Below are 19,112 nucleotides of genomic sequence, written 5' to 3'. Positions count from 1 at the left end.
CCGCTCCTCCGAGGTCCGGAACAATGCCGGGGGGCTAGTATGCGAATTTTGGATTCGCCGCGCTAGCAAAAAGGGGCCCCGCTGTGCGCGGGACCCCTGGCTTTGTAACCGAGATTACTTGAGCTCTTCGGCCTTGATGTAGCCGGAGTCGACCACCAGTGCCTGGTAGTTCGACTTGTCGACATCATGCGGCGTCAACAGGATCGAAGGAACGACCTTGACGTCGTTGTTGTAGGTCTTTTCATCGAGACCGTCCGGCTTGCCGCCCGAGAGCACCTTGTCGACGAGTTCGACAGTGGCCTTGGCCAGTTCGCGGGTGTCCTTGAACACGGTCGAGTACTGCTCACCGGAGATGATCAGCTTGACCGAGGCGGTCTCGGCGTCCTGGCCGGTCACGATCGGCCAGGGCTGAGCGTCCGTGCCGTAGCCGACAGCGCGCAGCGAGGCGGTGATGCCGCGCGACAAGCCGTCATAGGGCGACAGAACGCCATCGACGCGGCTGCCGTCCGAATAGTTGGCCGAGAGCAGGTTGTCCATGCGCGCCTGGGCGGTGGCGGCGAGCCAGCGCAGCGTGCCGACCTTGTCCATGCCGGTCTGGCCGGACTTGATCTTGATCGAGCCGTCATCGATCAGCGGCTGCAGGACGGAGATCGCGCCATTGTAGAAGAAGAACGCGTTGTTGTCGTCCGGCGAGCCGCCGAACAGTTCGACGTTCCACGGCTTGGTGTTCGGGAAACGCTCCTTGAGGCCCTTGACCAGCGAGTTCGCCTGGATGACGCCGACGCCGAAATTGTCGAAGGTGGTGTAGTAGTCGACATTGGCGGTCTTCTTGATCAGGCGGTCATAGGCGACGACGACGACACCGGCGTCAGCAGCCTTCTGCAGCGCATCCGACAGGGTGGTGCCGTCGATCGAGGCGATGATCAGTGCCTTCGGGCCCTTGGTGATTTCGTTTTCCAACTGGCTGAGCTGGTTGGGGATGTCGTCCTGCGCATATTGCAGGTCGACCGTGTAGCCGAGAGCCTCGAGCTGGGACTTGACGGCGTCGCCGTCATTGATCCAGCGCTGCGAGGTCTTGGTCGGCATCAGCACGCCGACGAGACCCTTGTCGGCTGCGTGCGCCGAGTAGGTCATGGCAGCGATGCCAAGGGCCGCGACGGCGGCCAGTGTCTTGATGATTTTCACTTAACTCTCCCTGGTTGATGGACGCGGCACCCCGGGGCTTCGCGGGCCGCGCAGTCGAGCGGAAGCGCAAGCGCGCCACCGCCGGCATATCGATCTCTGGTATCCTCCCAATGGTGCCGAGACGCTGATTTCAGTCGATACGATTTGCTCGTTACCGACCGTCAAGTCTCAGAACGCGGCATAGGGTGTGGCCCTTTGCCATAACTGTCAAATGCGATCTTTGATGGTTGCTATATCGAAACTGATATATATTAGGAGCGGATGAAAACGTGGCCCGATGGCCAGCTCATTATACGCGCGGGAGCACGGAAAATCATGGCGAGGGTGCGCAATTCTGTTGGAATCTCAGGCGGTTACGACGAGCGTTCAAGCGACGGCGAAACCCTGCTGCGTAGCGGCCTCAGCCTGCGCCACATGCGCATGATCGTCGCGCTCGACGACCATGGCCGGGTGAGCGCGGCAGCCCAGATCATGAACATTTCGCAGCCGGCGGCCTCGCGCATGATCAGCGAGATGGAGGCCGTACTGGAGGTCAAGCTGTGTGAAAGGTTGCCGCGCGGGGTCACCTTGACGCCCTACGGCAAGGCACTGGCCAGGCGCGCGCGCTCGATCCTGCTGGAAATGCGCGAGGTCGACCGCGAGATTGCTGAACTCAAGGCGGGCAAGGGCGGCTCGGTGTTCCTGGGTGCCGTGACGGCGCCGGCGATCGAACTGGCGGTGCCGGCAATTCGCGAAATCCGCCGCATCTATCCGCGCATCGAGATCACCATGCAGGTCGAGACCTCCAACGTGCTGGCACGCGAACTGATCGCCACGCGTCATGATTTCATCATCGCGCGCATCCCCGACGATCTCAATCCGCGGCTGTTCGAATCGCGCGTCATCGGCGTCGAGAAGGCCTGCCTGATCGTGCGCCGGGGTCATCCGCTCGCCAAGGGCGAGGCGGTGCGGCTGGAAGAGACCGCCGCCTATGACTGGGTTTTCCAGTCAGGCGGTTCGCCCTTGCGCCAGGCGATGGAGAGCAATTTCCTCAACCGCAACATCGCCCTGCCGGACCGCATCCTCAACACAAGCTCGCTGCTCTTGACCCTGGTCATGGTCGCACAGTCAGATGCCATTGCGCCGGTATCGATCCAGGTGGCGAAATTCATCCAGAATCCCGACGGGCTGGCCGGCGCCATCGACGTCGTCCAGACCGAATTCGACATCGAGGTCAGGCCCTACAGCCTGATCACGGTAAGGAACCGCGTGCTGTCGCCGGCCGCCAAGATGCTGCACGACTTCATTCTGCGAGAGGTGGGATAATGGTCAACTCGGGCACCTGCCGGGCGCCTAAAGCATATGGAAGAGCCGCCTGGCCGAGGCCGGTGAACAGCGAGCCGGGAACATTATTTCCTGCCGACGCGTTCATGATCTTGCAAGGGACGTTTCTTCTGGAGGTTGAACATGCGCAGCTTCGAAATCATCGATCTGCTTTGCGTGGTCGAGGCCTGCAAGCACGATCGGTCGGTCGGGAATTTCGTCTCGATGGCCGAAGGCGTGGAAGAATTGCGGGTCCTGACCGGTGATTTCGTCTCATCGGATGACGTAGTCGCAAACGCCCTCGCAACGGTGGCGCTTGCGCGAGGCTGCTCGGTTTTGTTCGACGAACAGGCAGGCGCTGAAATTGTTTTTGGCGCCTAGGCTGGAGCGGGTAGAGGGAATCGAACCCTGAGAACACGGGCCTGCGGTCGCGGCCTGTGGCCTTGCAATCCGAGCAGCCAAAGAGCCCGACCAAATCCCAATGCATCGAGCCGTGATCCGGCCCGACCCGTTCGACCAACGCTTGGATGTCGAGCTTCGTCGATTTGCAGCACACCGGGTGCTTGGCTGAACGTGATCGCCTATCTGCGAACGTCTCCGACTCGCCGGTTCCGCTGCCCTAATCTGCATGGCCTCGCCGGCGCGCGTTGTCATCGCGAGTGGCTTTCATTTGTCGGGCGGCGTGCAGCAATGCCGCGCCATCTCTTTCAATCTTGTCGACGAGTTCGCGGGCACTGTCCGCGTCTAGGCCCGTTTCTTTGGAGAGGAACAAGGCTCGAAAGGTCTTTTCTTCAGATGGAACAGTAGCAATAGATCCACCGCCATCGTGTCCCTCCTCGGCCAACCTCTTTGCACGCTTCCGCAGTGTGCGCTTTGGCTGGACAGTTGCCGGCATTGGGTCGACGGACATGCTCATGTCGGCCTACCGAAGGCCAAAAAAGCTCAATACCACCAATATGACGACCACCGCTCCAACAAGCCAAATGATACTGTTCATTGTCTCTCTCCTGGTGCTTCCGAAAGCTCGCGCCTGGCACATCCACCTGTTCGGGCCGCTTCTTCTTCGAGTTTCACAAGCTTTTCCCTGATCTCTTCCGGCTCGGCATGCTCCAACCCGACAACGTCGTTTCTGGTCTCGTCAAGCGCTACGATGATCTCATCGAGTTTGGCGTGAATAGCGGCGGTGTCGCGATACCCTTGTATTAGGACAACACCAGTGATCACGATGGCCGCAACCGACAGGGCATAGGTGACCGCATTTGTCAGACCAAAGGGCACCAGGGCGGTGCACAATACCATGGCTATGAGCATCACGTAGAAACCCGGTGGCCGAGATAGAAAGTCGGCCGCCATGAAAAGGAACCGGTTCATATCCTGCCCAAAGTCAACAAGGCGATCAGTGCTGTGATGGCTACGCAAATAGGCACTGCTGCGAGTAAGCCTGCCTCTAGGAAACGACTCTCTCTGTCGCGAAACATCAGTTCACCTGCTGTCTATAATTGAAGAAATAGGGTTCGCTCCCCGCTAGCGGCTTCGCGAACCCTATCAGCGCAGGAAGGGACATAGCTGCGCCGATCTGGAAAATGTCAGCCAAGCACTATTCCGATCGCGAGAAAGGTGACGGCGGTCGCGAACAGCGGTGCGAGCAACCAGCGCGCCTGACTAACACTTCTATCCATCTGATTTCTCCGAGCGTTCCGGAGAAACAATTACCTTCGAAGCTGGCTGTTCCACGCAATGTCATGGGTAGGACCATTGCGTTTTGCGATCAGACTTAGGTCCTGCCCTCCACAGACCGAAGCCTGGTTTGAATGCCGACTTACGATGCGCCGGTCGGAAGAGGAGAAAATCATGAAAATGCATCTTACGGGGGCTGCTGCGGCGTTGTTGCTCTTTGCCGGTGTCGGCGCGGTCGCTGCCAGACACGGTCGAGCTTCATGAAGTGCCCGACGTCAGATACCGCTATGTCGTGATCGACAATCGGACAGTTCTCGTGGATCCGGGCACTCGCAAGATTGTCAAGGTTTACGATTGACCAAGCCTTATGGCTGAAGCCGTCGCCACAAATGGCGACGGGGCTTCAGCTCAAGTGCCCGGTATGCGGCCAGTTGGTTGACATGCGGAATCTTCGGCAGGTGATCTGGCATGATCGTCCGAAGCACAAGCCGCTTAAAATGGACGCCTGGAAGCCCGCGAGCGTGCGCTGCTAGCCAAGGATCATTCCAGCTAGCAGCACCGTAACGAGAAGTGACAACGGAACGGCTAGAAGACCGCAGAACTCAATAGTTTTTGTGTTTTGCCGCGTGCCCATCTTCACCGCCTCGAGTCGTTGGCGTTGTCATTTTGACGCTAACGGGCAGCCGTTGGAAGCGGTTCGGCACGAGGCCGTTCGTAAAGCTCTCCTGTGCTGTATATTAGCAACACCTTGACGAGCTGACTGCTCGACCGGCGAACGAGGGACTTCAGTCTTAGTTGAGCTATCGCTAATATGGCGATAGATTGATCTCGGGCGGAACAGTGGTCGGTGCGGCCATCGTGTCCTCGAAAGCCGCAAGCTGCACCGGCCATTCCTCTACGGCTGGGTAGTGCCTACAGTCGCGTGAAGTTGGCAAGCCCCAGACGTCGCCTCTGGCCTTCCGCAAAGGCTAGGGCGAAGGATTCCAGCTCGAATAATCGGGTAAGTTCCTCGTCTTCCTCGACCACGCGGACGAACCATTCGCCGCAGGCCTCGACCACTTCAATGCAAGGATGAACCTTGCCGTTTAGCGTCACGTCATCCATCGCGTTGCCTCTTAGCAATGGGGAACGTCGAGTTTTGTAAATCCCTCAAATCCGAGTTTTCAAGAGGAAAATCCATACGGATTCGTATAGGGCGGCGGGTTGGCGGAAGGTGCGCCGGCGCGGGCCATGATGGCGCGCCGGACGCGCGCAAAAGCATTTTGGGGTTGGGCTGCAAATTGGGAATCCCTGGCGTTCGCCTTCACAAGAACGCTTCAGATATCGATTCCCATGAAAACATCACATCCAGGGATCGTGTTCAAACCGTTGCTTTGCAAGTGGAGCGGGTAGAGGGAATCGAACCCTCGCGTTCAGCTTGGGAAGCTGACAAGCTACCATTACATCATACCCGCGCGTGCCTTCGTTACCATGATGGCCCGGCTTCGGGCAATCGCCAAAACGGCACCCTGTAGGGCAACGAATCCGGGCTAACGGGTTCCTTCGGGACCCTCGCCGACGCGTTGGTTGACGAGCATCAAACGAAAAACCCGCCTGTGCGGCGGGTCATTGGCGCAAACCAGCACCATGCCTAAATTATTAGCATAACTGCCCTCACATGTCAATGAAAGCTACCGGCACAAGGACACCCGACACCGCTGGACCGGCCGTCGTCAGGCCTTTTGTCAACCAGAGTTCGAAGCCCTGACGGCCACGCGCGCCGGCGCGGCAGCTCAGGCGCCGGGCAGGTAGATCAGGGCGTACTCGTCCGAATAGGCGCGCTTCCAGCCCAACTCCTCGAAGAAGGGAATGCGCTTGTCGCCGGCCGCCAGCAGCGCCCAGTCGACTGCGTATTTCTTCAACTGGGCTTCAAGGAGCGGTTTGCCGTTGCTCTGTCCCATCTCGTCCTCGGTTTTTGTAAAACCGCCCAGGAACAGCTGGTCGGTCCGTCCGTCGATATAGGTCTTGATCCCATGAAAAATCAGCGTGCCGCCGAAATCGTAGGAATTCAGCACGTTGCCGGACAGATGATGGCTTTCGGCGAATGCCAGCGCTCCGCTGGCCGACGTCTTCGGGCTCGGCGTGAGCTGATAGACGCTGCCGAGCACGGCGATCGCGCCGATCAGCAAGACAGCTGCCGCGCCGCAGACCGCGTAGAACCGCCTGGCGACGAATTTTTCCAGTCCGTCGCGCCTTTCAACCAGCCAAGCGGTGACCGACAGCGAGGGAAACTGCTGTGCGGCCTCCATCGCGATCACCAGCGGAACCAGGAGGAAGAACAAATACATGAAACGCACATGGGCGAGAAAGACATGCAAGGTGAAGACGATGAACAACGCCTTGGCCCAGCCAATTCGCAACCGTGACACCAGCAGCCCGAACAGCGCCACCAGCATCAGAACTTCCTGGAGGGGGTAATCCTGCACATTGAACGGTCGCCATTCCACGATCAGCGACACGGCCTCATTGCCATAGGCCACCGCGAAGGTCGCCAGGATGGCCTGGACGCCATAGGGGTGGATCAGGCTGACCAGCGGGCAAAGCAGACCAAATGCGACCCATTTCGCCAAGAGGGCCGGTTTCGAGAGACCCGTACGTGTCAGCAGGTCGAGACCGGCGAAAGCTGCGATGACGAAGCTCACGGTGAAGGTCGCGTGCAGGTTCGCCCACAACACAACAAGCACAAGCAGCCACCAGGGCGGCGCCTGTTCCTCCCTTGCCGCTCGAAAGAGCACCGCCGTCCAGATGACGATGATCGGGAAGGTGAAGATATGTGGGCGCCCGGTATAGATCGGGGCAATCGCGACCGCCGCGACAAAGGCCAGCGTAACCGCCAGGATCGGCTTCAGCCATGTGCTGAGAAACCATCCCATCAGGAAAACCGTCAGGGAAATCGAGGCGATGATCAGCGTGACCACGCCGTTCCAGCCTCCGGCCCGGTAGGCAAGAGCCAGCATGACCTGGCCCAGCCACTCCTTGGCGATCCATGGCTGGCCGGCAAAAGTGTAGGAGTAGGAGTCGACCGTCGGAAATGTCCGGTTTGCCAGGAAATCCAGCCCGACCTTTACCTGCCACCAACTGTCTGGATCCTGCAGGACGGAATTGGCGAAGGCCCCCATTAACGCCGCCGAGACGCAGGCCGTGAACAGGCAGAATATCAGGCGGATCCGCTCGTCGTCCGTTGCGGCCTCCACACTGGCCAGGGCGTTGTCCATAAGTGCGCCGCCTTTAATCGTTTCCGATGACAGTTTGGTTCAAGGAGTTCGACTGGTCGGCGCCCGCCGGGGCCTATCGGTCACATGGATGTCCCGGTCGACCCTGTCGTCTGCGCGACCTTCGCGTCCGACAAACACGAAGTGAGCCGAGCCGAGGTAGAAGACGATCGAATAGACGCAGATCCCCGCCAGGTGAACCAGGGGGCTTTCGGTGATGCCTGCCGAGCGGGCGGCGATCACGACTGCCAGATTGATGCTGTAGGCGACCAGGAAGACGCCCCCATATCGCAACAGGGTTCCGGCTCGGAAGCCATCGGCTCGTGTGAAGGTCCATTGGCGGTTCAGGAAGAAGCCGAGGACAAGGCCAGCGGCATAGCCCGTGGCGTTGGCGACGATGTCGCCAAGACCCAGTGCAAGCCCGGCCAGAATGACCGCGTATCCCAGCGCCGTGTTCAACAGACCGACGGCGCCAAATCGCAGCATCCTCGGATAGTCAAATGGCAGGTTTGACCGCATGCGCAAAATATTGGGCTCCGACAGGAATCTTGGTGAGGAAACGCTCGAATGGCCTCAGCCTCGCAAGCAGCCGGGGAAAGAAAATCCGGTAGACGACCCGGGTGTTGGCAAGACCCGCCGCGGCCATGCGCCTGCGCATCTCGCGCGCATTGATCAAAACCGCGTTCTCGTCGAAGGCGCAATTTCTCACCGCGTGCGTGGTCAGCGGGTTCCACGGATTATGCTCGAAAACAAAGAAGCTGCCGCCATCGGCCAGCACCCTGCCGATCTCCGAGAGCAGTCCGATCTGCAGGTCCTCGGGAATATGGTGGAAGACGCAAGCCGCGAAGGCCAGGTCGAAGCTGCCGTCGGCAAACGGAATTGTCTTGCCATCGAAATGCGTGAAGGCGGCTTGGTCGGGAAAGCGCTTGCTGGCGATGTCGAGCGATTCCCGCGAAGGATCGAGCAAGGTGATCTCGCTGTCGGGAAACGCGTTGCGCATATGGCCGAGCGAATTGCCGACACCGGCGCCGAAATCGAGTATCCGTCGCGGTTTCACGCCGGCCCGCCGCAGCGTCACGGCGATATCGTCGATCTTGTACTTGTGGAAGAATTCCGGCGCTTCACCGCTCAGCTTTATGCTCGCGGCATGCTGTTCCTGGTATTCGCGCGCAAACTGGTCGAACTCCGCCTCAAGCACGTGCGGCCCTCTTTGCCATCTTCTGCAGGCGATGGACCGGCAGATCCTTGTCAGTGGCTGCCCGGTTACGCGAAACGATCTCGTTGACGAAGTAAAGCGGCCGCCGCTTTGTCTCCATGTACATGCGCCCGAGATACTCGCCGAAGATACCAAGCACCATAAGCTGGACGCTGCCCAGGATCAGCACGATCGCGGCAAGGCTGGTCCAGCCTGGCAACACGTTTCCGACCGACCATTCGATGAGGGTGTAGCAGAGCACAACCAGCCCCAGAAGCCCGAACAGCATTCCCAGCAGCGAGGCGAACCGCAGCGGCGCGATGGAAAAGCTGGTCATCGCGTCGACCGCCAGCAGAACCATCTTCTTCAGGGGATAGTGGGTGGTGCCGGCAAAGCGCCGGTGTCTTTCATAGGGGAAGGCAACCTGCTTCAGCCCGATCCAGCTCACCATGCCGCGAATGAACCTGTAGCGTTCGGGCATCGCGTTCAGATGGTCGAGAGCGCGGCGGCTCATCAGTCGGAAATCCCCGGAATTCGGCGCGATCTCGACGTCGACCATGCCGCGCAGCAAGCGATAGAACATCGACGCGGAGGTGAGCTTGAACCAGCTTTCCCCGTCGCGGCTCAGTCTCTGGCCGTAAACGACATCGAAGCCTTCATTCATCTTCGCCATCATGGCGCCGAGGAGCTCAGGCGGATCCTGCAGGTCGGCATCGAGAATCAGAATGCGCTGGCCGCGGCAGAATTCGAGCCCCGCGCTCAACGCGATCTGGTGGCCGTAGTTGCGGGCAAGGTCGATGGCGACGACATGGTCGTCCTTTTCGGCCAATTGGAAAATGGCCTCGCGCGTGCCATCGGTCGCGCCGTCGATGACAAGGACGATCTCATAGGAGGGCCCTTGTTCGAGGCATGCGTCCGTCACCCGTCGATGAAGTTCGGCCACCCCATCCAGCTCATTGTAGCATGGGACGACCACCGACAACATGACGGCGCTTCGCGCGGTGTTTTTCTCCATCTCCACCAAAAGCCCCTTGCTCCCGCTATTGGAATGGCAATAGCGGGAATTGGTTAGAAAACAGATAAACCAGCGGCCACGGCCTTGGTCGGCCTGCCTTTCTGCCGTCAGCGACCAAGATCACGAATGAACCTGCAATTCCATGCGGATCCGGGCGCCCCGCCAGGGCCGGTCAAAATCCGAATGGTGCCATTGTGCAGCAACGCGATCTGGCGGGCAAGGTTCAAACCCAGACCCGCGCCACGTGACATCCCGTAGACCTGTCGGCTTGAAGCCGGCAAGCCAAGTGCGTATGTCTGGACCGACGCCCCTCGGTATGGGCACCTCACTCGGAGACGGGCCTTGTCCGCACTGACGCGCTTTCTCGGCGACTCGCCGCTTAGGGTGATCCTGAAGCTTCTTGTGGTGTCGTTCCTCGTCGGCCTCGTCATGAATGCCTTCGGCTGGTCGCCGATGGACGTGCTTTACGGCATCCAGAGGTTTTTCCGCGACCTGTGGAATCTGGGCTTCCATGCCATCGACCGTTTCCTCGGCTATATCCTGCTGGGTGCGGCGATCGTCGTTCCGGCCTTCATCCTGCTCAGGATCGCCAGCTACCGGAAGTGACTTCTCAAGCGTAACCGGCTGCGACCTCGAACAACATGGCGTGGCGTGCGGCGAGTGCGGGCACATCCGTGGAGTAGCCGCCACCAATCACGCCGCAGACGGGGATGCCGAGCCTGCGGAAGTGACTGATCACCGTTTCGTCGCGGGCGCGCAGGCCGTCATCCGATAACGACAACCGTCCAAGCCTGTCCTCTGCGTGAACGTCGACGCCGGCATTGTAGAAGATGATGTCCCAGCGCCTTTGGGAGCTGAGTTCCGGCAGGATGGCGGCGAGCCCCTCCATGTAAGCCGCATCACCCGTGCCATCGGGCAGCGCGACATCGAGATCCGAGGCGATCTTGCGCGCGGGATAGTTGCGGTCGCCATGCATGGAAAAGGTGAACACGCGCGGATCGTTCGCGAGAATGTCCGCCGTGCCGTCGCCCTGATGCACGTCGAGATCGACGACCAGGATGTTCCGTGCGGCGCCGTCGGCGAGCAGCACCAGCGCGGCGACAGCGACATCGTTGAAGGTGCAGAAGCCGGCGCCTTGCGCGCGTCGCGCATGATGGCTGCCGCCGGCCGTGTTGCAGGCAATGCCGTGGCGCATGGCGAGCCGCGCCGCCAGCACCGTGCCGCCGGTGGCAAGCTGCGCGCGCAGCGAGACACGCGGGCCGACCGGAAAGCCGATCTCGCGCTCGATTTTTTCAGGCACGGAGCAGCTGATGACCTGATCGACATAGTCCGCCGCATGGGCGAGTTTCAACCACGCTGCCGGCGCCGGTTCGGCGGTGTTGAGTGCGTCGGGTCCGGCCAGTCCGCGTGCCCGCAGCGCTTCCATCAGCAGCGGATATTTGCTCATCGGGAAGCGATGGTTGACGGCGAAGCCGGCGTCGTAGTCGGGATGGTGGACGATCTGCAGGGGCATGGACTGGATCCGGCGGGCTCACGCCAGACCGGGGATTTCGGTTGGCCGTCACGGGATGGGTGATTGCGCGATGCCGGGAAAATGGGGCACACCGGCTGTTCGATCAAGCCGCAATCAGCAAGGCAGCAGTCCTTTGGACAAGGGTGCAACCCCAGCCGACGCCAAATCCTTTGTCGTCACCAATCGGTCCGTGCTCGCCATCGCGGTGCCGATGACGCTTGCCTATCTGACGACCCCGATGCTCGGCCTGGTCGACACGGCGGTGGTCGGCCAGTTCGGCGATGCAGCCTTGCTCGGCGGCCTGGCGGCCGGCGCGCTGATCTTCGACGTCGTCTTCACCACCTTCAATTTCCTGCGTTCAGGCACCACCGGCCTCGTCGCCCAGGCTTTCGGACGCGGCGACGAACTGGAGGAACAGGCGGTGTTCTGGCGCGCCGTGCTGATCGCGGTCGTCGCCGGCATCGTGTTGGCAGCGCTTGCGCCCCTGGTCGCCATCGCCGGGCAAAAGTTCATGGGCGCCGAACCGCGCGTCAGCGAGGCGATGGGCGTCTATATCCGCATCAGGCTGCTCGCAGCTCCGTTCTCACTGATCAACTATGCCATCCTCGGCTATGTCCTCGGCCGTGGCGAGGGCGGGCTCGGGCTGATGCTGCAATTGGTGCTGAACGGCATCAACATCGCGCTCTGTTTCCTGCTCGGCCTGAAGCTTGGCTGGGGCGTCGCCGGCGTCGCCTGGGCGACCGTCACCGGTGAATTCCTTGCCATGCTGCTGGGCTTGGCGATCGTCGTCCGCCGGTTCCGGGCGGCCCCGTCGTTGCCGCGCCACCGCCTGCTCGACATGGCGGCCTTCCTGCGCATGCTGTCGCTCAACCGCGACATCATGATCCGCTCGTTCTCGCTGCTCGCCGCCTTCGCGCTGTTCACCCGCCAGGGCGCGCAGTTCGGCACGGTGACACTGGCCGCCAACGCCGTGCTGATGAATTTCTTCCTCGTCGCCGGCTATTTCCTCGATGGCTTTGCCACCGCCGCCGAACAGCTGGCGGGCCGTGCCGTCGGTGCGCATGCCGCCACACCGTTCCGGCAGGCCGTGCGGCTCACCTTGTTTTGGGGGTTCGGGCTGGCGGGCGCGGCCACGCTGATCTTCTGGCTGGGCGGTGCCGGCCTGGTCGCCTTGGTCACAACGTCGCTGGACGTTCGCGGCGTCGCTGACATCTATCTGCCCTGGGCGGCGTTGACGCCGCTCAGCGGTGTGCTGGCATTTCAGATGGACGGTGTCTTCATCGGCGCCACCTGGTCGCGCGACATGCGCAACATGATGCTGCTGTCGTTCCTCGTCTTTTCAGCCGCGCTGCTGACCCTGGCGCCCACCTTCGGCAATCATGGCCTGTGGGCGGCGCTGCACGTCTTCCTGCTGGCGCGGGGCTTCAGCCTGCTGACGATTTTGCGGCTCAGGGTGCGGACGGCGTTCAGCTGAGCGGCTTCGACGCCCATTGATCGAGATGGCTGTCGCGCAATTCGCGAATGGATCTGAGTCGCCCCGTTTCGGCAAAGCGTGCCATTCCCGCGACGATCCGGCCCGGCAGTGCGGGTCCGGCATAGATCATGCTGGTGTAGAGCTGGACGAGATCGGCGCCGGCGCGGATCTTTTCCAGTGCCGCGTCGGTGGAATCGACGCCACCGACACCGATGATGGCGCGGTCGGGGCCAAGCAGCTTGCGCATCCTGGCCAGCACGATGGTCGAGCGTTCGAACAGCGGCCTGCCGGAGAGCCCGCCGGTCTCACGCGCGGCGTCGCCGCTGTGTAGCGGTGGCCGGGAGATGGTGGTGTTGGAGACGATGACGCCGTCGATCTGATTTTCAGTGACCTCGGCAGCGATGTCTTCCAGCTCGGCCTCGGCCAGGTCCGGCGCAATCTTGAGGAAGACCGGCGGCCGTGCTGTTGCTGTGGCGCGCGCGGCCATGACACGTGACAAAAGTTCGCCGAGCTGCTCGCGCGCCTGCATGGTGCGCAGGCCCGGCGTGTTGGGAGAGGAAATGTTGACTGTTAGATAGCTGGCGTAGGGCGCAAAGCGGGTAACGCCGCGCTCATAGTCGCCGATGCGATCGGCACTGTCCTTGTTGGCGCCGATGTTGACGCCGACGATGCCGGCACGCCCCTTGCGGGCAGCGAGGCGCTTTTCGGCGGCCGCTTGGCCTTCATTGTTGAAGCCCAGCCGGTTGATCACCGCTTCATCTGCCGTCAGCCGGAAGATGCGCGGCTTCGGGTTGCCCGCCTGCGGCAGCGGCGTGATCGTGCCGACCTCCGCAAAGCCGAAGCCGAGGCCAAGCAGCGCGTCCGGCACTTCGGCATTCTTGTCATAGCCCGCCGCCATGCCAAGCGGGTTCGGAAAATCGAGGCCGCAGACCGTCACCTTCAGCCGCGCATCGCGCGTCGTCCGCGCGCCGACAGGCAGGCCGCATCGCAGCGCCGCGATCGACATGCCATGCGCGGTTTCCGGATCGAATGTGAACAACAGTTTCTGGCCGATACGGTCGAGCACGCTCATTCGGCCTCCAGCGCCGGGAACTGGTGGGCACCGTCGGCGCCAAGCGGCAACGGTTGAACCCACAGGACGGCTTTCAGGTCCAGCACATCGTAAAGATGCGGAAACAGCGCGCCGCCGCGTGAGATCTCGTATTTCAACGCGGCGCCCAGACGCGAGTCGTCGACGGCGACCAGCAGAAGGCCGGTCTGGTCGGCAAAATGCTTTGCCGCCGTTTCCTTGACCTGCCCTGCGGTGGAGAAATGGATGAAGCCGTCGGCGACATCGATCGGCGCGCCGGTGTAGCGGCCATTGGCTTCGGCCTCGCGCCAGGGCGCTTCCGGGGTTATCTTGTAGATAATCTGAGACATGGTTGCGCTATAGTCCGAACCAGTCACGCGGGAAAGACCACGTCAGGGGTCTTCCCCATTTCCGGCGCAAACATGCGATAAAACTGACTTTGGCCATGGAGGACAACATGCGTCTGCAGCACATCTTGATCCCCGCCGCGCTCGCTTCGCTGGTCGCGGCTTCAGCTTATTCGGAAGAAACCGACCGCTACCGGCTGGAAAAGTCTGATAACGGCTATGTTCGGATGGACACGCAGACCGGTTCGATGTCGATCTGCGAGGAGCGCTCCGGCCAGCTCGTCTGCAAGATGGCGGCCGACGAACGCGCCGCTTTCCAGGACGAGGTCGACCGCCTCCAGACCTCGATGAAGGCGATGGACGAGCGTGTTACCAAGCTCGAGAATTCGCTCTCCGCCCGCCTCGAATCGAAATTGCCGAGCGAGGAGGATTTCAACAAGACGATGAGCTACATGGAGCGTTTCCTGCGCGGCTTCATGGGCATCGTCAAGGATATGGACAAGGACGACGGCGCCCAGCTCAACTCGCAGAAGACCTGAGCGCTCAAAATAGGGAAAACGCGGCGCGCTGGCTTTGCCGCTTGAAAACAGCGCGCAGCCCCTCATAATCGTCCAACTGGTCCCGGAAAAAGCAGAAAAACATCGGGGGATTCGGGGAGGGACATTTGCCGTCAGGCTATTCTTTCGTCATCGCCGACGATCACCCGCTGTTTCGTGGTGCGCTGCGCGAAGCGCTCGCCGGCATCGGCAATGTCGCGGCAATCCACGAGGCCGGGGATTTCGAGAGCGCCAAGGCGCTGGTCGTGGCCAACGAGGATGTCGATCTGGTGCTGCTCGACCTGTCGATGCCGGGCGCCAGCGGGCTTTCCGGCCTGATTTCGCTGCGCGGCATCCACCCGGCGGTGCCGCTGGTCGTGGTGTCTGCGCATGACGATCCGGCGACCATCAGGCGTGCGCTCGACCTTGGAGCTTCGGGCTTCATCTCCAAGTCGGCCAGCATGGAAGAGATCCGCAATGCCGTGCAGTCGGTGCTTGCCGGCGACATCGCCGCGCCCGTCGGCGTCGATCTCGGCGTCGAGCGCGATCCCGAGATTTCCGACCTGATCAAACGCCTGCAGGCGCTGACGCCGCAGCAGACCCGCGTGCTCGGCATGCTGGCCGAGGGCCTGCTCAACAAGCAGATCGCCTATGAACTCGGTGTCTCCGAGGCGACCATCAAGGCGCATGTCTCGGCCATCCTGCAGAAGCTCGGCGTCGACAGCCGCACCCAGGCGGTGATCCTGCTGTCCAAGATCGGCAACGACCCGTTGCAGCCGGCCGGCTGACACGCGTCCCCGGCGAAATCAAACGCCTGAATTATTCGGCCGCGGAGGCCAGTGGCCTGACCCTGGCCATCATCGAACGCAGCCCCGCCGGCTTCAGCGGCTTGTTGATCACCGGAATCTCGAGCGCACCCGCCGCTGTGCGCACCTCGTTGGAGCGGTCCGCGGTCACCAGCACGGCCGGCAGGCTATCGCCATGGATCGCGCGTAGCCTGACGACGATGTCGAGACCGGTTTCGCCGTCCAGATGGTAGTCGGCAAGGACAATGTCCGGGCGGTGTATCGCGGCCAGATCCCTCGAGCCGGACACTGTGTCGACGTTGCAGCCCCAGCCTTCGAGCAGGAGCCGCATGCCTTCGAGGATGCGGGCATCGTTGTCGATGCAAAGCACGCGTAGCCCGGCCAGCGACGCTGTGGCGCGGGAAGGAGCCCTGGTTTCGATCTCGCGTCGCGGCTCCTGCACGGCCGCTACCGGCAGGATGACGGAGAAGCGCGTGCCCTTGCCAGGATTGGAAAAGATCCGGATCTCCAGGCGCAACACCCGGGCGATGCGGTCGACGATCGAAAGGCCGAGGCCAAGGCCTTCGGCTTCGCGCGCGCCTTCGTCCAGCCGGGTGAATTCGTGAAAGACGGTGTTGAGCTTGTCTCCGGCGATGCCGATACCGCTGTCGATCACCTGGATCTCGGCCAGTTCACCGCGCCGGCGCACGCCAACCAGCACACGGCCGTGGCGCGTGTATTTGATGGCGTTGGAGACGAGATTCTGGATCAGCCGCCGCAACAGGTTGCGGTCCGTCTTCACGGTCAACGACGATGGCATGATCGTCAGGCGGAGCTTTTTCTCGGCGGCCAGCGGCTGGAAGTCGTTGCCGATCTGGCGCAGCAGTCCGTCGAGATTGAAGGCGGTGTCGTCCGGCTTCATCGCGCCGGCATCGAGGCGCGAGATGTCGAGCACGGCGCCGAGAATCGTTTCGACCGATTCCAGCGAGGATTCGATGTTGACCGCGGCCTTGCCGGCGGGCCCCTTGCCGGCCTTCTCGATCAGCGACGAGCAATATAGGCGGGCAGCGTTCAGCGGCTGCAGGATGTCGTGGCCGGCGGCGGCGAGGAAGCGCGTCTTGCCGAGATTGGCCTCCTCGGCCAGCATTTGCGCCTGCGCCAGTTCCTCGTTGACGCGGGTCAGCTCTATGGTACGGGTCTTGACGCGCTGTTCCAGAGATTCATTGGCGCGCTTGAGTGCCAGGTCCTGTTCGACGCGCCCGGAAATGTCGGCGTAGGTGGCGACGATGCCGCCATCCGGCATCGGGTTGGAACGCAGCTCCAGGATGCGGCCACTGGTCTTGAGTTCCATCTGCCATGGGCTGACGAAACTGGTCAGCCGGTTGAGCATCGCCACACGCTGGTCCGCGGGAATGTCGCCACGCTCGGCGAGGTGGCGCAGGATGCGGTCGAGCGAGACGCCGACCTGGCCCATCTCGTCGGGCAGGTCGAACAATGCCCGGTATTGGCGGTTCCAGCAGATCAGCCGGAAATCGCGGTCGAAGACGGTGATGCCTTGCTCCATTTGGTCGAGCGCGATCTGCAACAGGTCGCGGTTGTGCTGCAGCGCCTCGGTGGCGTCGTCGAGCAAGCGGAAGGCATCCTTGGATTCGCGGTCATGGCGCCGAAACAGCAGCGACAGGATCAGCCGCGCCGAGGAAGAGCCGACGGCGCTGGCCAGCAACTGCTCGGAAAAGCGGATGACGTCCATGCTCGCCTGCTCTTTGCCGTGCAGCGAGGTGCCGTTGGCCTTTTCGAACGACTGGAAGGAGCGCTCGGTGCGCTCGACGCCGAGATAGCGCGAGATCGTATCCTTGAGGTCATTGACGGTGATGGCGGTGCGGAAGCGGCGCAGGCTGGGCATCGGGCCGGCATCGCGCGGCACGAAGATCGAGGCCTGGATGCGTTCCAGCGGCACCGAGGCGCGGGAGAGGGAGCCGAGGATGAAGAACACCGCGTTGATCGACAGGCTCCATAACACGCCGTGGTTCAGCGGTTCGGCGACGGTGCCGAACAGCGCCTGCGGCCGCAACGCCTCGAAGCCGAACAGCCCGTGCACGATGATGCCGGTATCGGGTGCGGCAAGCGATGGAAACAGCAGCGTGTAGCCCCAGACGAGGATGCCGGCGACCATGCCAAGTGCCGCGCCCCTGCCATTGGCGCCGCGCCAGATCAGGCCGCCGATCAGCGCCGGCGCGAACTGCGCGATGGCCGCGAACGACATCAGGCCGATCGACGACAGGCGTGCGCTGTTGGTGCTCTCGCGGTAGTAGAGGAAGGCGATGAACAACAGGATGAAGATTGCCCCGCGCCGCACATTGAGGATCAGCGTCGACCAGTCTTCGTTCTCGGAGGTCGAGGTCTTGAGCAGGCGGCGCACGAACAGCGGAATGACGAGGTCGTTGGAGATCATGATCGACAGCGCGACGCTTTCGACGATCACCATGGCCGTTGCCGCCGACAGCCCGCCGATGAAGGCCGCCATCGCCAGCACGTCATGGCCGCTGAACAAGGGCAGCGACAATACGTAGAGGTCGCTGCTGGTTCCGGTGCCGACCAGCGACAGGCCGGCAAAGGCGATCGGCAGCACGAACAGGTTGATCGCGACGAGGTAGAGCGGGAACACCCATGTCGCGGTGCGCAACTCGGCCTCGCCGCGGTTCTCGACGATGGTGACGTAGAACTGCCGCGGCAGCATGATGATGGCAAAGCCGCTCAGGCAAGTCAGCACCAGCCAGGTGGCGAGCGAGGTGTTGTAGCCCATTGCCTGCCGGACCTGAGCATTCTGCGCCAGCTTATCGAACATGTCGCCCGGGCCGCCGAAGATCATGAAGGTGACCATCAGGCCGATCGCCAGGAAGGCGGCAAGCTTGACCACGGTCTCGACCGCGACCGCCAGCACAAGCCCGTCCTGGTGTTCGGTCGCGTCGGCGTGGCGTGTGCCGAACAGCACCGCAAACAGCGCCAGCAGCATGGCGACCACCAGCGAGATGTCACTGACGAACGGATCGAAGGAGGGTGGCGAGCCGGTGTAGTGCTCGACCATCAGGCTGACCGAACCGGAGATCGCCTTCAACTGCAGCGCGATATAGGGCACCGCGCCGATGGTGGCGATCAGCGTTGCGATCGCCGCGACAGTGAAGCTTTTGCCGTAGCGGGCGCCGAGAAAGTCGGCGATCGAGGTGATCTTCTCGGTCTTGGCCAGCCGCACGATGCGGTTGAGCAGCGGAAAGCCGAACACGAACACCAGCACCGGGCCGGTATAGATGCCAAGGAATTCGAGGCCGCGTTCCGAGGAGAGGCCGACCGAGCCGAAGAAGGTCCAGGACGTGCAGTAGATGGCAAGGCTGAGCGCGTAGATGAAGGGCCGCGCCCGGCTGGGTCCAGCTATGGCCGAGCGGCGGTCGCCCAGGCTGGCAATGGCGAACAGCAGCGTCACATAGGCGATCGCGATGATGACGATGAACAAGCCCTGCACGCCTGGAATTTCCTCCTTTGCCGTCTTTTTTGTCCGGCTTGCCCGGACGCAATCACAGCTTGGCGTCGGAGTCCATTGCGGCTTTGGGAGCATGATCGCGGCCGCGACATTCAGACAGCACGACCAAGCCGTCATCCGATGTGCCGGAAGGTAAGGAGAAACCGGTTGTTTCCTCTTTTTTGCCCATGTTGCAACCCCAGGTTTTTGTTATCTTGCCTCTGGGTCGATGCCGCAAGGACGGAACGG

At 62.0% G+C, this 19,112-nt stretch carries 18 protein-coding genes, 1 tRNA gene and 1 pseudogene; 7 read left to right on the top strand and 13 right to left on the bottom strand.

The window, feature by feature from the left end; genetic code table 11:
- Positions 1-114 precede the first annotated feature (114 nt).
- Positions 115-1,185 (bottom strand): multiple monosaccharide ABC transporter substrate-binding protein, encoded by a 1,071-nt coding sequence (chvE, locus tag AC1RZR_RS00930; RefSeq protein WP_477272849.1) that lies wholly within the window; start codon positions 1,183-1,185, stop codon positions 115-117.
- A gap of 315 nt (positions 1,186-1,500) precedes the next feature.
- Between chvE and AC1RZR_RS00925 the strand changes: the two genes are divergently transcribed.
- Both AC1RZR_RS00925 and AC1RZR_RS00920 read left to right on the top strand, forming a co-directional pair.
- Entirely contained in the window at positions 1,501-2,490 is a 990-nt protein-coding gene (locus AC1RZR_RS00925) for a LysR family transcriptional regulator (RefSeq protein ID WP_481827377.1), read from the top strand.
- A 141-nt stretch (positions 2,491-2,631) separates the two neighbouring features.
- The gene (locus AC1RZR_RS00920) at positions 2,632-2,868 is read left to right on the top strand and encodes a hypothetical protein (protein WP_481827376.1); all 237 of its coding nucleotides are present in this window, start codon (positions 2,632-2,634) and stop codon (positions 2,866-2,868) included.
- A gap of 238 nt (positions 2,869-3,106) precedes the next feature.
- Here the strand turns inward: AC1RZR_RS00920 and AC1RZR_RS00915 are convergent, their stop codons facing one another.
- Both AC1RZR_RS00915 and AC1RZR_RS00910 read right to left on the bottom strand, forming a co-directional pair.
- Entirely contained in the window at positions 3,107-3,403 is a 297-nt protein-coding gene (locus tag AC1RZR_RS00915; RefSeq protein ID WP_481827375.1) for a hypothetical protein, read from the bottom strand.
- 77 nt (positions 3,404-3,480) lie between these two features.
- Positions 3,481-3,858, bottom strand: a complete 378-nt coding sequence (locus AC1RZR_RS00910; protein WP_481827374.1) for a low affinity iron permease family protein — start codon at positions 3,856-3,858, stop codon at positions 3,481-3,483.
- A 541-nt stretch (positions 3,859-4,399) separates the two neighbouring features.
- On the opposite strand from AC1RZR_RS00910, the pseudogene AC1RZR_RS00905 reads away from it, so the two are divergent.
- Positions 4,400-4,522 (top strand): annotated as a pseudogene (locus tag AC1RZR_RS00905) (DUF1236 domain-containing protein); the annotation flags it as partial.
- Between the two features lie 554 nt (positions 4,523-5,076).
- Here the strand turns inward: AC1RZR_RS00905 and AC1RZR_RS00900 are convergent.
- From AC1RZR_RS00900 to AC1RZR_RS00875, 6 genes are all read right to left on the bottom strand, one after another.
- Complete coding sequence (locus AC1RZR_RS00900) at positions 5,077-5,268, bottom strand: hypothetical protein (protein WP_481827373.1); 192 nt, start codon at positions 5,266-5,268, stop codon at positions 5,077-5,079.
- A 276-nt stretch (positions 5,269-5,544) separates the two neighbouring features.
- Positions 5,545-5,618 (bottom strand) — tRNA-Gly (locus tag AC1RZR_RS00895).
- A 318-nt stretch (positions 5,619-5,936) separates the two neighbouring features.
- The gene (locus tag AC1RZR_RS00890) at positions 5,937-7,418 is read right to left on the bottom strand and encodes a hypothetical protein (protein ID WP_481827372.1); all 1,482 of its coding nucleotides are present in this window, start codon (positions 7,416-7,418) and stop codon (positions 5,937-5,939) included.
- A 39-nt stretch (positions 7,419-7,457) separates the two neighbouring features.
- Entirely contained in the window at positions 7,458-7,901 is a 444-nt protein-coding gene (locus AC1RZR_RS00885; protein WP_481827371.1) for a GtrA family protein, read from the bottom strand.
- A 10-nt stretch (positions 7,902-7,911) separates the two neighbouring features.
- Entirely contained in the window at positions 7,912-8,613 is a 702-nt protein-coding gene (locus AC1RZR_RS00880) for a class I SAM-dependent methyltransferase (RefSeq protein WP_481827370.1), read from the bottom strand.
- Positions 8,606-9,625, bottom strand: a complete 1,020-nt coding sequence (locus tag AC1RZR_RS00875; RefSeq protein WP_477273117.1) for a glycosyltransferase family 2 protein — start codon at positions 9,623-9,625, stop codon at positions 8,606-8,608. The genes AC1RZR_RS00880 and AC1RZR_RS00875 overlap by 8 nt, the downstream gene beginning before the upstream one ends.
- Before the next feature lie 342 nt (positions 9,626-9,967).
- On the opposite strand from AC1RZR_RS00875, the gene AC1RZR_RS00870 reads away from it, so the two are divergent.
- The gene (locus AC1RZR_RS00870; protein WP_481827369.1) at positions 9,968-10,231 is read left to right on the top strand and encodes a DUF6460 domain-containing protein; all 264 of its coding nucleotides are present in this window, start codon (positions 9,968-9,970) and stop codon (positions 10,229-10,231) included.
- Positions 10,232-10,235: 4 nt separating this feature from the next.
- Here AC1RZR_RS00870 and AC1RZR_RS00865 read toward each other — a convergent pair whose 3' ends face one another.
- A complete protein-coding gene (locus tag AC1RZR_RS00865) occupies positions 10,236-11,138 on the bottom strand; it encodes a histone deacetylase family protein (RefSeq protein ID WP_481827368.1) in 903 nt (300 codons plus the stop codon).
- 133 nt (positions 11,139-11,271) lie between these two features.
- Between AC1RZR_RS00865 and AC1RZR_RS00860 the strand changes: the two genes are divergently transcribed.
- Complete coding sequence (locus tag AC1RZR_RS00860; RefSeq protein ID WP_477272871.1) at positions 11,272-12,612, top strand: MATE family efflux transporter; 1,341 nt, start codon at positions 11,272-11,274, stop codon at positions 12,610-12,612.
- On the opposite strand, the gene AC1RZR_RS00855 is transcribed toward AC1RZR_RS00860, so the two are convergent.
- Together AC1RZR_RS00855 and AC1RZR_RS00850 are read right to left on the bottom strand one after the other, a co-directional pair.
- Positions 12,605-13,684, bottom strand: coding sequence for a quinone-dependent dihydroorotate dehydrogenase (locus AC1RZR_RS00855; RefSeq protein WP_481827367.1), 1,080 nt, complete (start codon positions 13,682-13,684; stop codon positions 12,605-12,607). The two genes, AC1RZR_RS00860 and AC1RZR_RS00855, sit on opposite strands and share 8 nt — an antisense overlap.
- Positions 13,681-14,031 carry a DUF952 domain-containing protein gene (locus AC1RZR_RS00850; protein WP_477272875.1) on the bottom strand — a complete coding sequence of 117 codons (351 nt, stop codon included), beginning with the start codon at positions 14,029-14,031 and terminating at the stop codon, positions 13,681-13,683. Before AC1RZR_RS00850 ends, AC1RZR_RS00855 begins: the two co-directional genes overlap by 4 nt.
- 107 nt (positions 14,032-14,138) lie before the next feature.
- Between AC1RZR_RS00850 and AC1RZR_RS00845 the strand changes: the two genes are divergently transcribed.
- Both AC1RZR_RS00845 and AC1RZR_RS00840 read left to right on the top strand, forming a co-directional pair.
- Positions 14,139-14,567, top strand: a complete 429-nt coding sequence (locus AC1RZR_RS00845; protein ID WP_477272877.1) for a hypothetical protein — start codon at positions 14,139-14,141, stop codon at positions 14,565-14,567.
- Positions 14,568-14,692: 125 nt separating this feature from the next.
- Positions 14,693-15,352 (top strand): response regulator transcription factor, encoded by a 660-nt coding sequence (locus tag AC1RZR_RS00840; RefSeq protein ID WP_477272879.1) that lies wholly within the window; start codon positions 14,693-14,695, stop codon positions 15,350-15,352.
- Between the two features lie 31 nt (positions 15,353-15,383).
- On the opposite strand, the gene AC1RZR_RS00835 is transcribed toward AC1RZR_RS00840, so the two are convergent.
- On the bottom strand, positions 15,384-18,866 hold the full coding sequence (locus AC1RZR_RS00835) for a PAS domain-containing hybrid sensor histidine kinase/response regulator (protein ID WP_481827366.1): 3,483 nt from the start codon (positions 18,864-18,866) through the stop codon (positions 15,384-15,386).
- Between the last annotated feature and the right edge of the window lie 246 nt (positions 18,867-19,112).

The sequence above is a fragment of the Mesorhizobium bavaricum genome (genome assembly GCF_056781655.1).
Note: the sequence above shows the minus strand (reverse complement) of the source record. Positions and strands in the feature narration are given on the sequence as shown.

Bases quoted from the DNA above. Each gene is read 5' to 3' on its own strand.
- AC1RZR_RS00915 (WP_481827375.1), bottom strand. From the start codon at position 3,403: ATGAGCATGTCCGTCGACCCAATGCCGGCAACTGTCCAGCCAAAGCGC.
- AC1RZR_RS00865 (WP_481827368.1), bottom strand. From the start codon at position 11,138: ATGCCCCTGCAGATCGTCCACCATCCCGACTACGACGCCGGCTTCGCC.
- AC1RZR_RS00920 (WP_481827376.1), top strand. From the start codon at position 2,632: ATGCGCAGCTTCGAAATCATCGATCTGCTTTGCGTGGTCGAGGCCTGC.
- AC1RZR_RS00885 (WP_481827371.1), bottom strand. From the start codon at position 7,901: ATGCTGCGATTTGGCGCCGTCGGTCTGTTGAACACGGCGCTGGGATAC.
- AC1RZR_RS00925 (WP_481827377.1), top strand. From the start codon at position 1,501: ATGGCGAGGGTGCGCAATTCTGTTGGAATCTCAGGCGGTTACGACGAG.
- AC1RZR_RS00910 (WP_481827374.1), bottom strand. From the start codon at position 3,858: ATGAACCGGTTCCTTTTCATGGCGGCCGACTTTCTATCTCGGCCACCG.
- AC1RZR_RS00875 (WP_477273117.1), bottom strand. From the start codon at position 9,625: ATGGAGAAAAACACCGCGCGAAGCGCCGTCATGTTGTCGGTGGTCGTC.
- AC1RZR_RS00850 (WP_477272875.1), bottom strand. From the start codon at position 14,031: ATGTCTCAGATTATCTACAAGATAACCCCGGAAGCGCCCTGGCGCGAG.
- AC1RZR_RS00855 (WP_481827367.1), bottom strand. From the start codon at position 13,684: ATGAGCGTGCTCGACCGTATCGGCCAGAAACTGTTGTTCACATTCGAT.
- AC1RZR_RS00845 (WP_477272877.1), top strand. From the start codon at position 14,139: ATGCGTCTGCAGCACATCTTGATCCCCGCCGCGCTCGCTTCGCTGGTC.
- AC1RZR_RS00900 (WP_481827373.1), bottom strand. From the start codon at position 5,268: ATGGATGACGTGACGCTAAACGGCAAGGTTCATCCTTGCATTGAAGTG.
- AC1RZR_RS00890 (WP_481827372.1), bottom strand. From the start codon at position 7,418: ATGGACAACGCCCTGGCCAGTGTGGAGGCCGCAACGGACGACGAGCGG.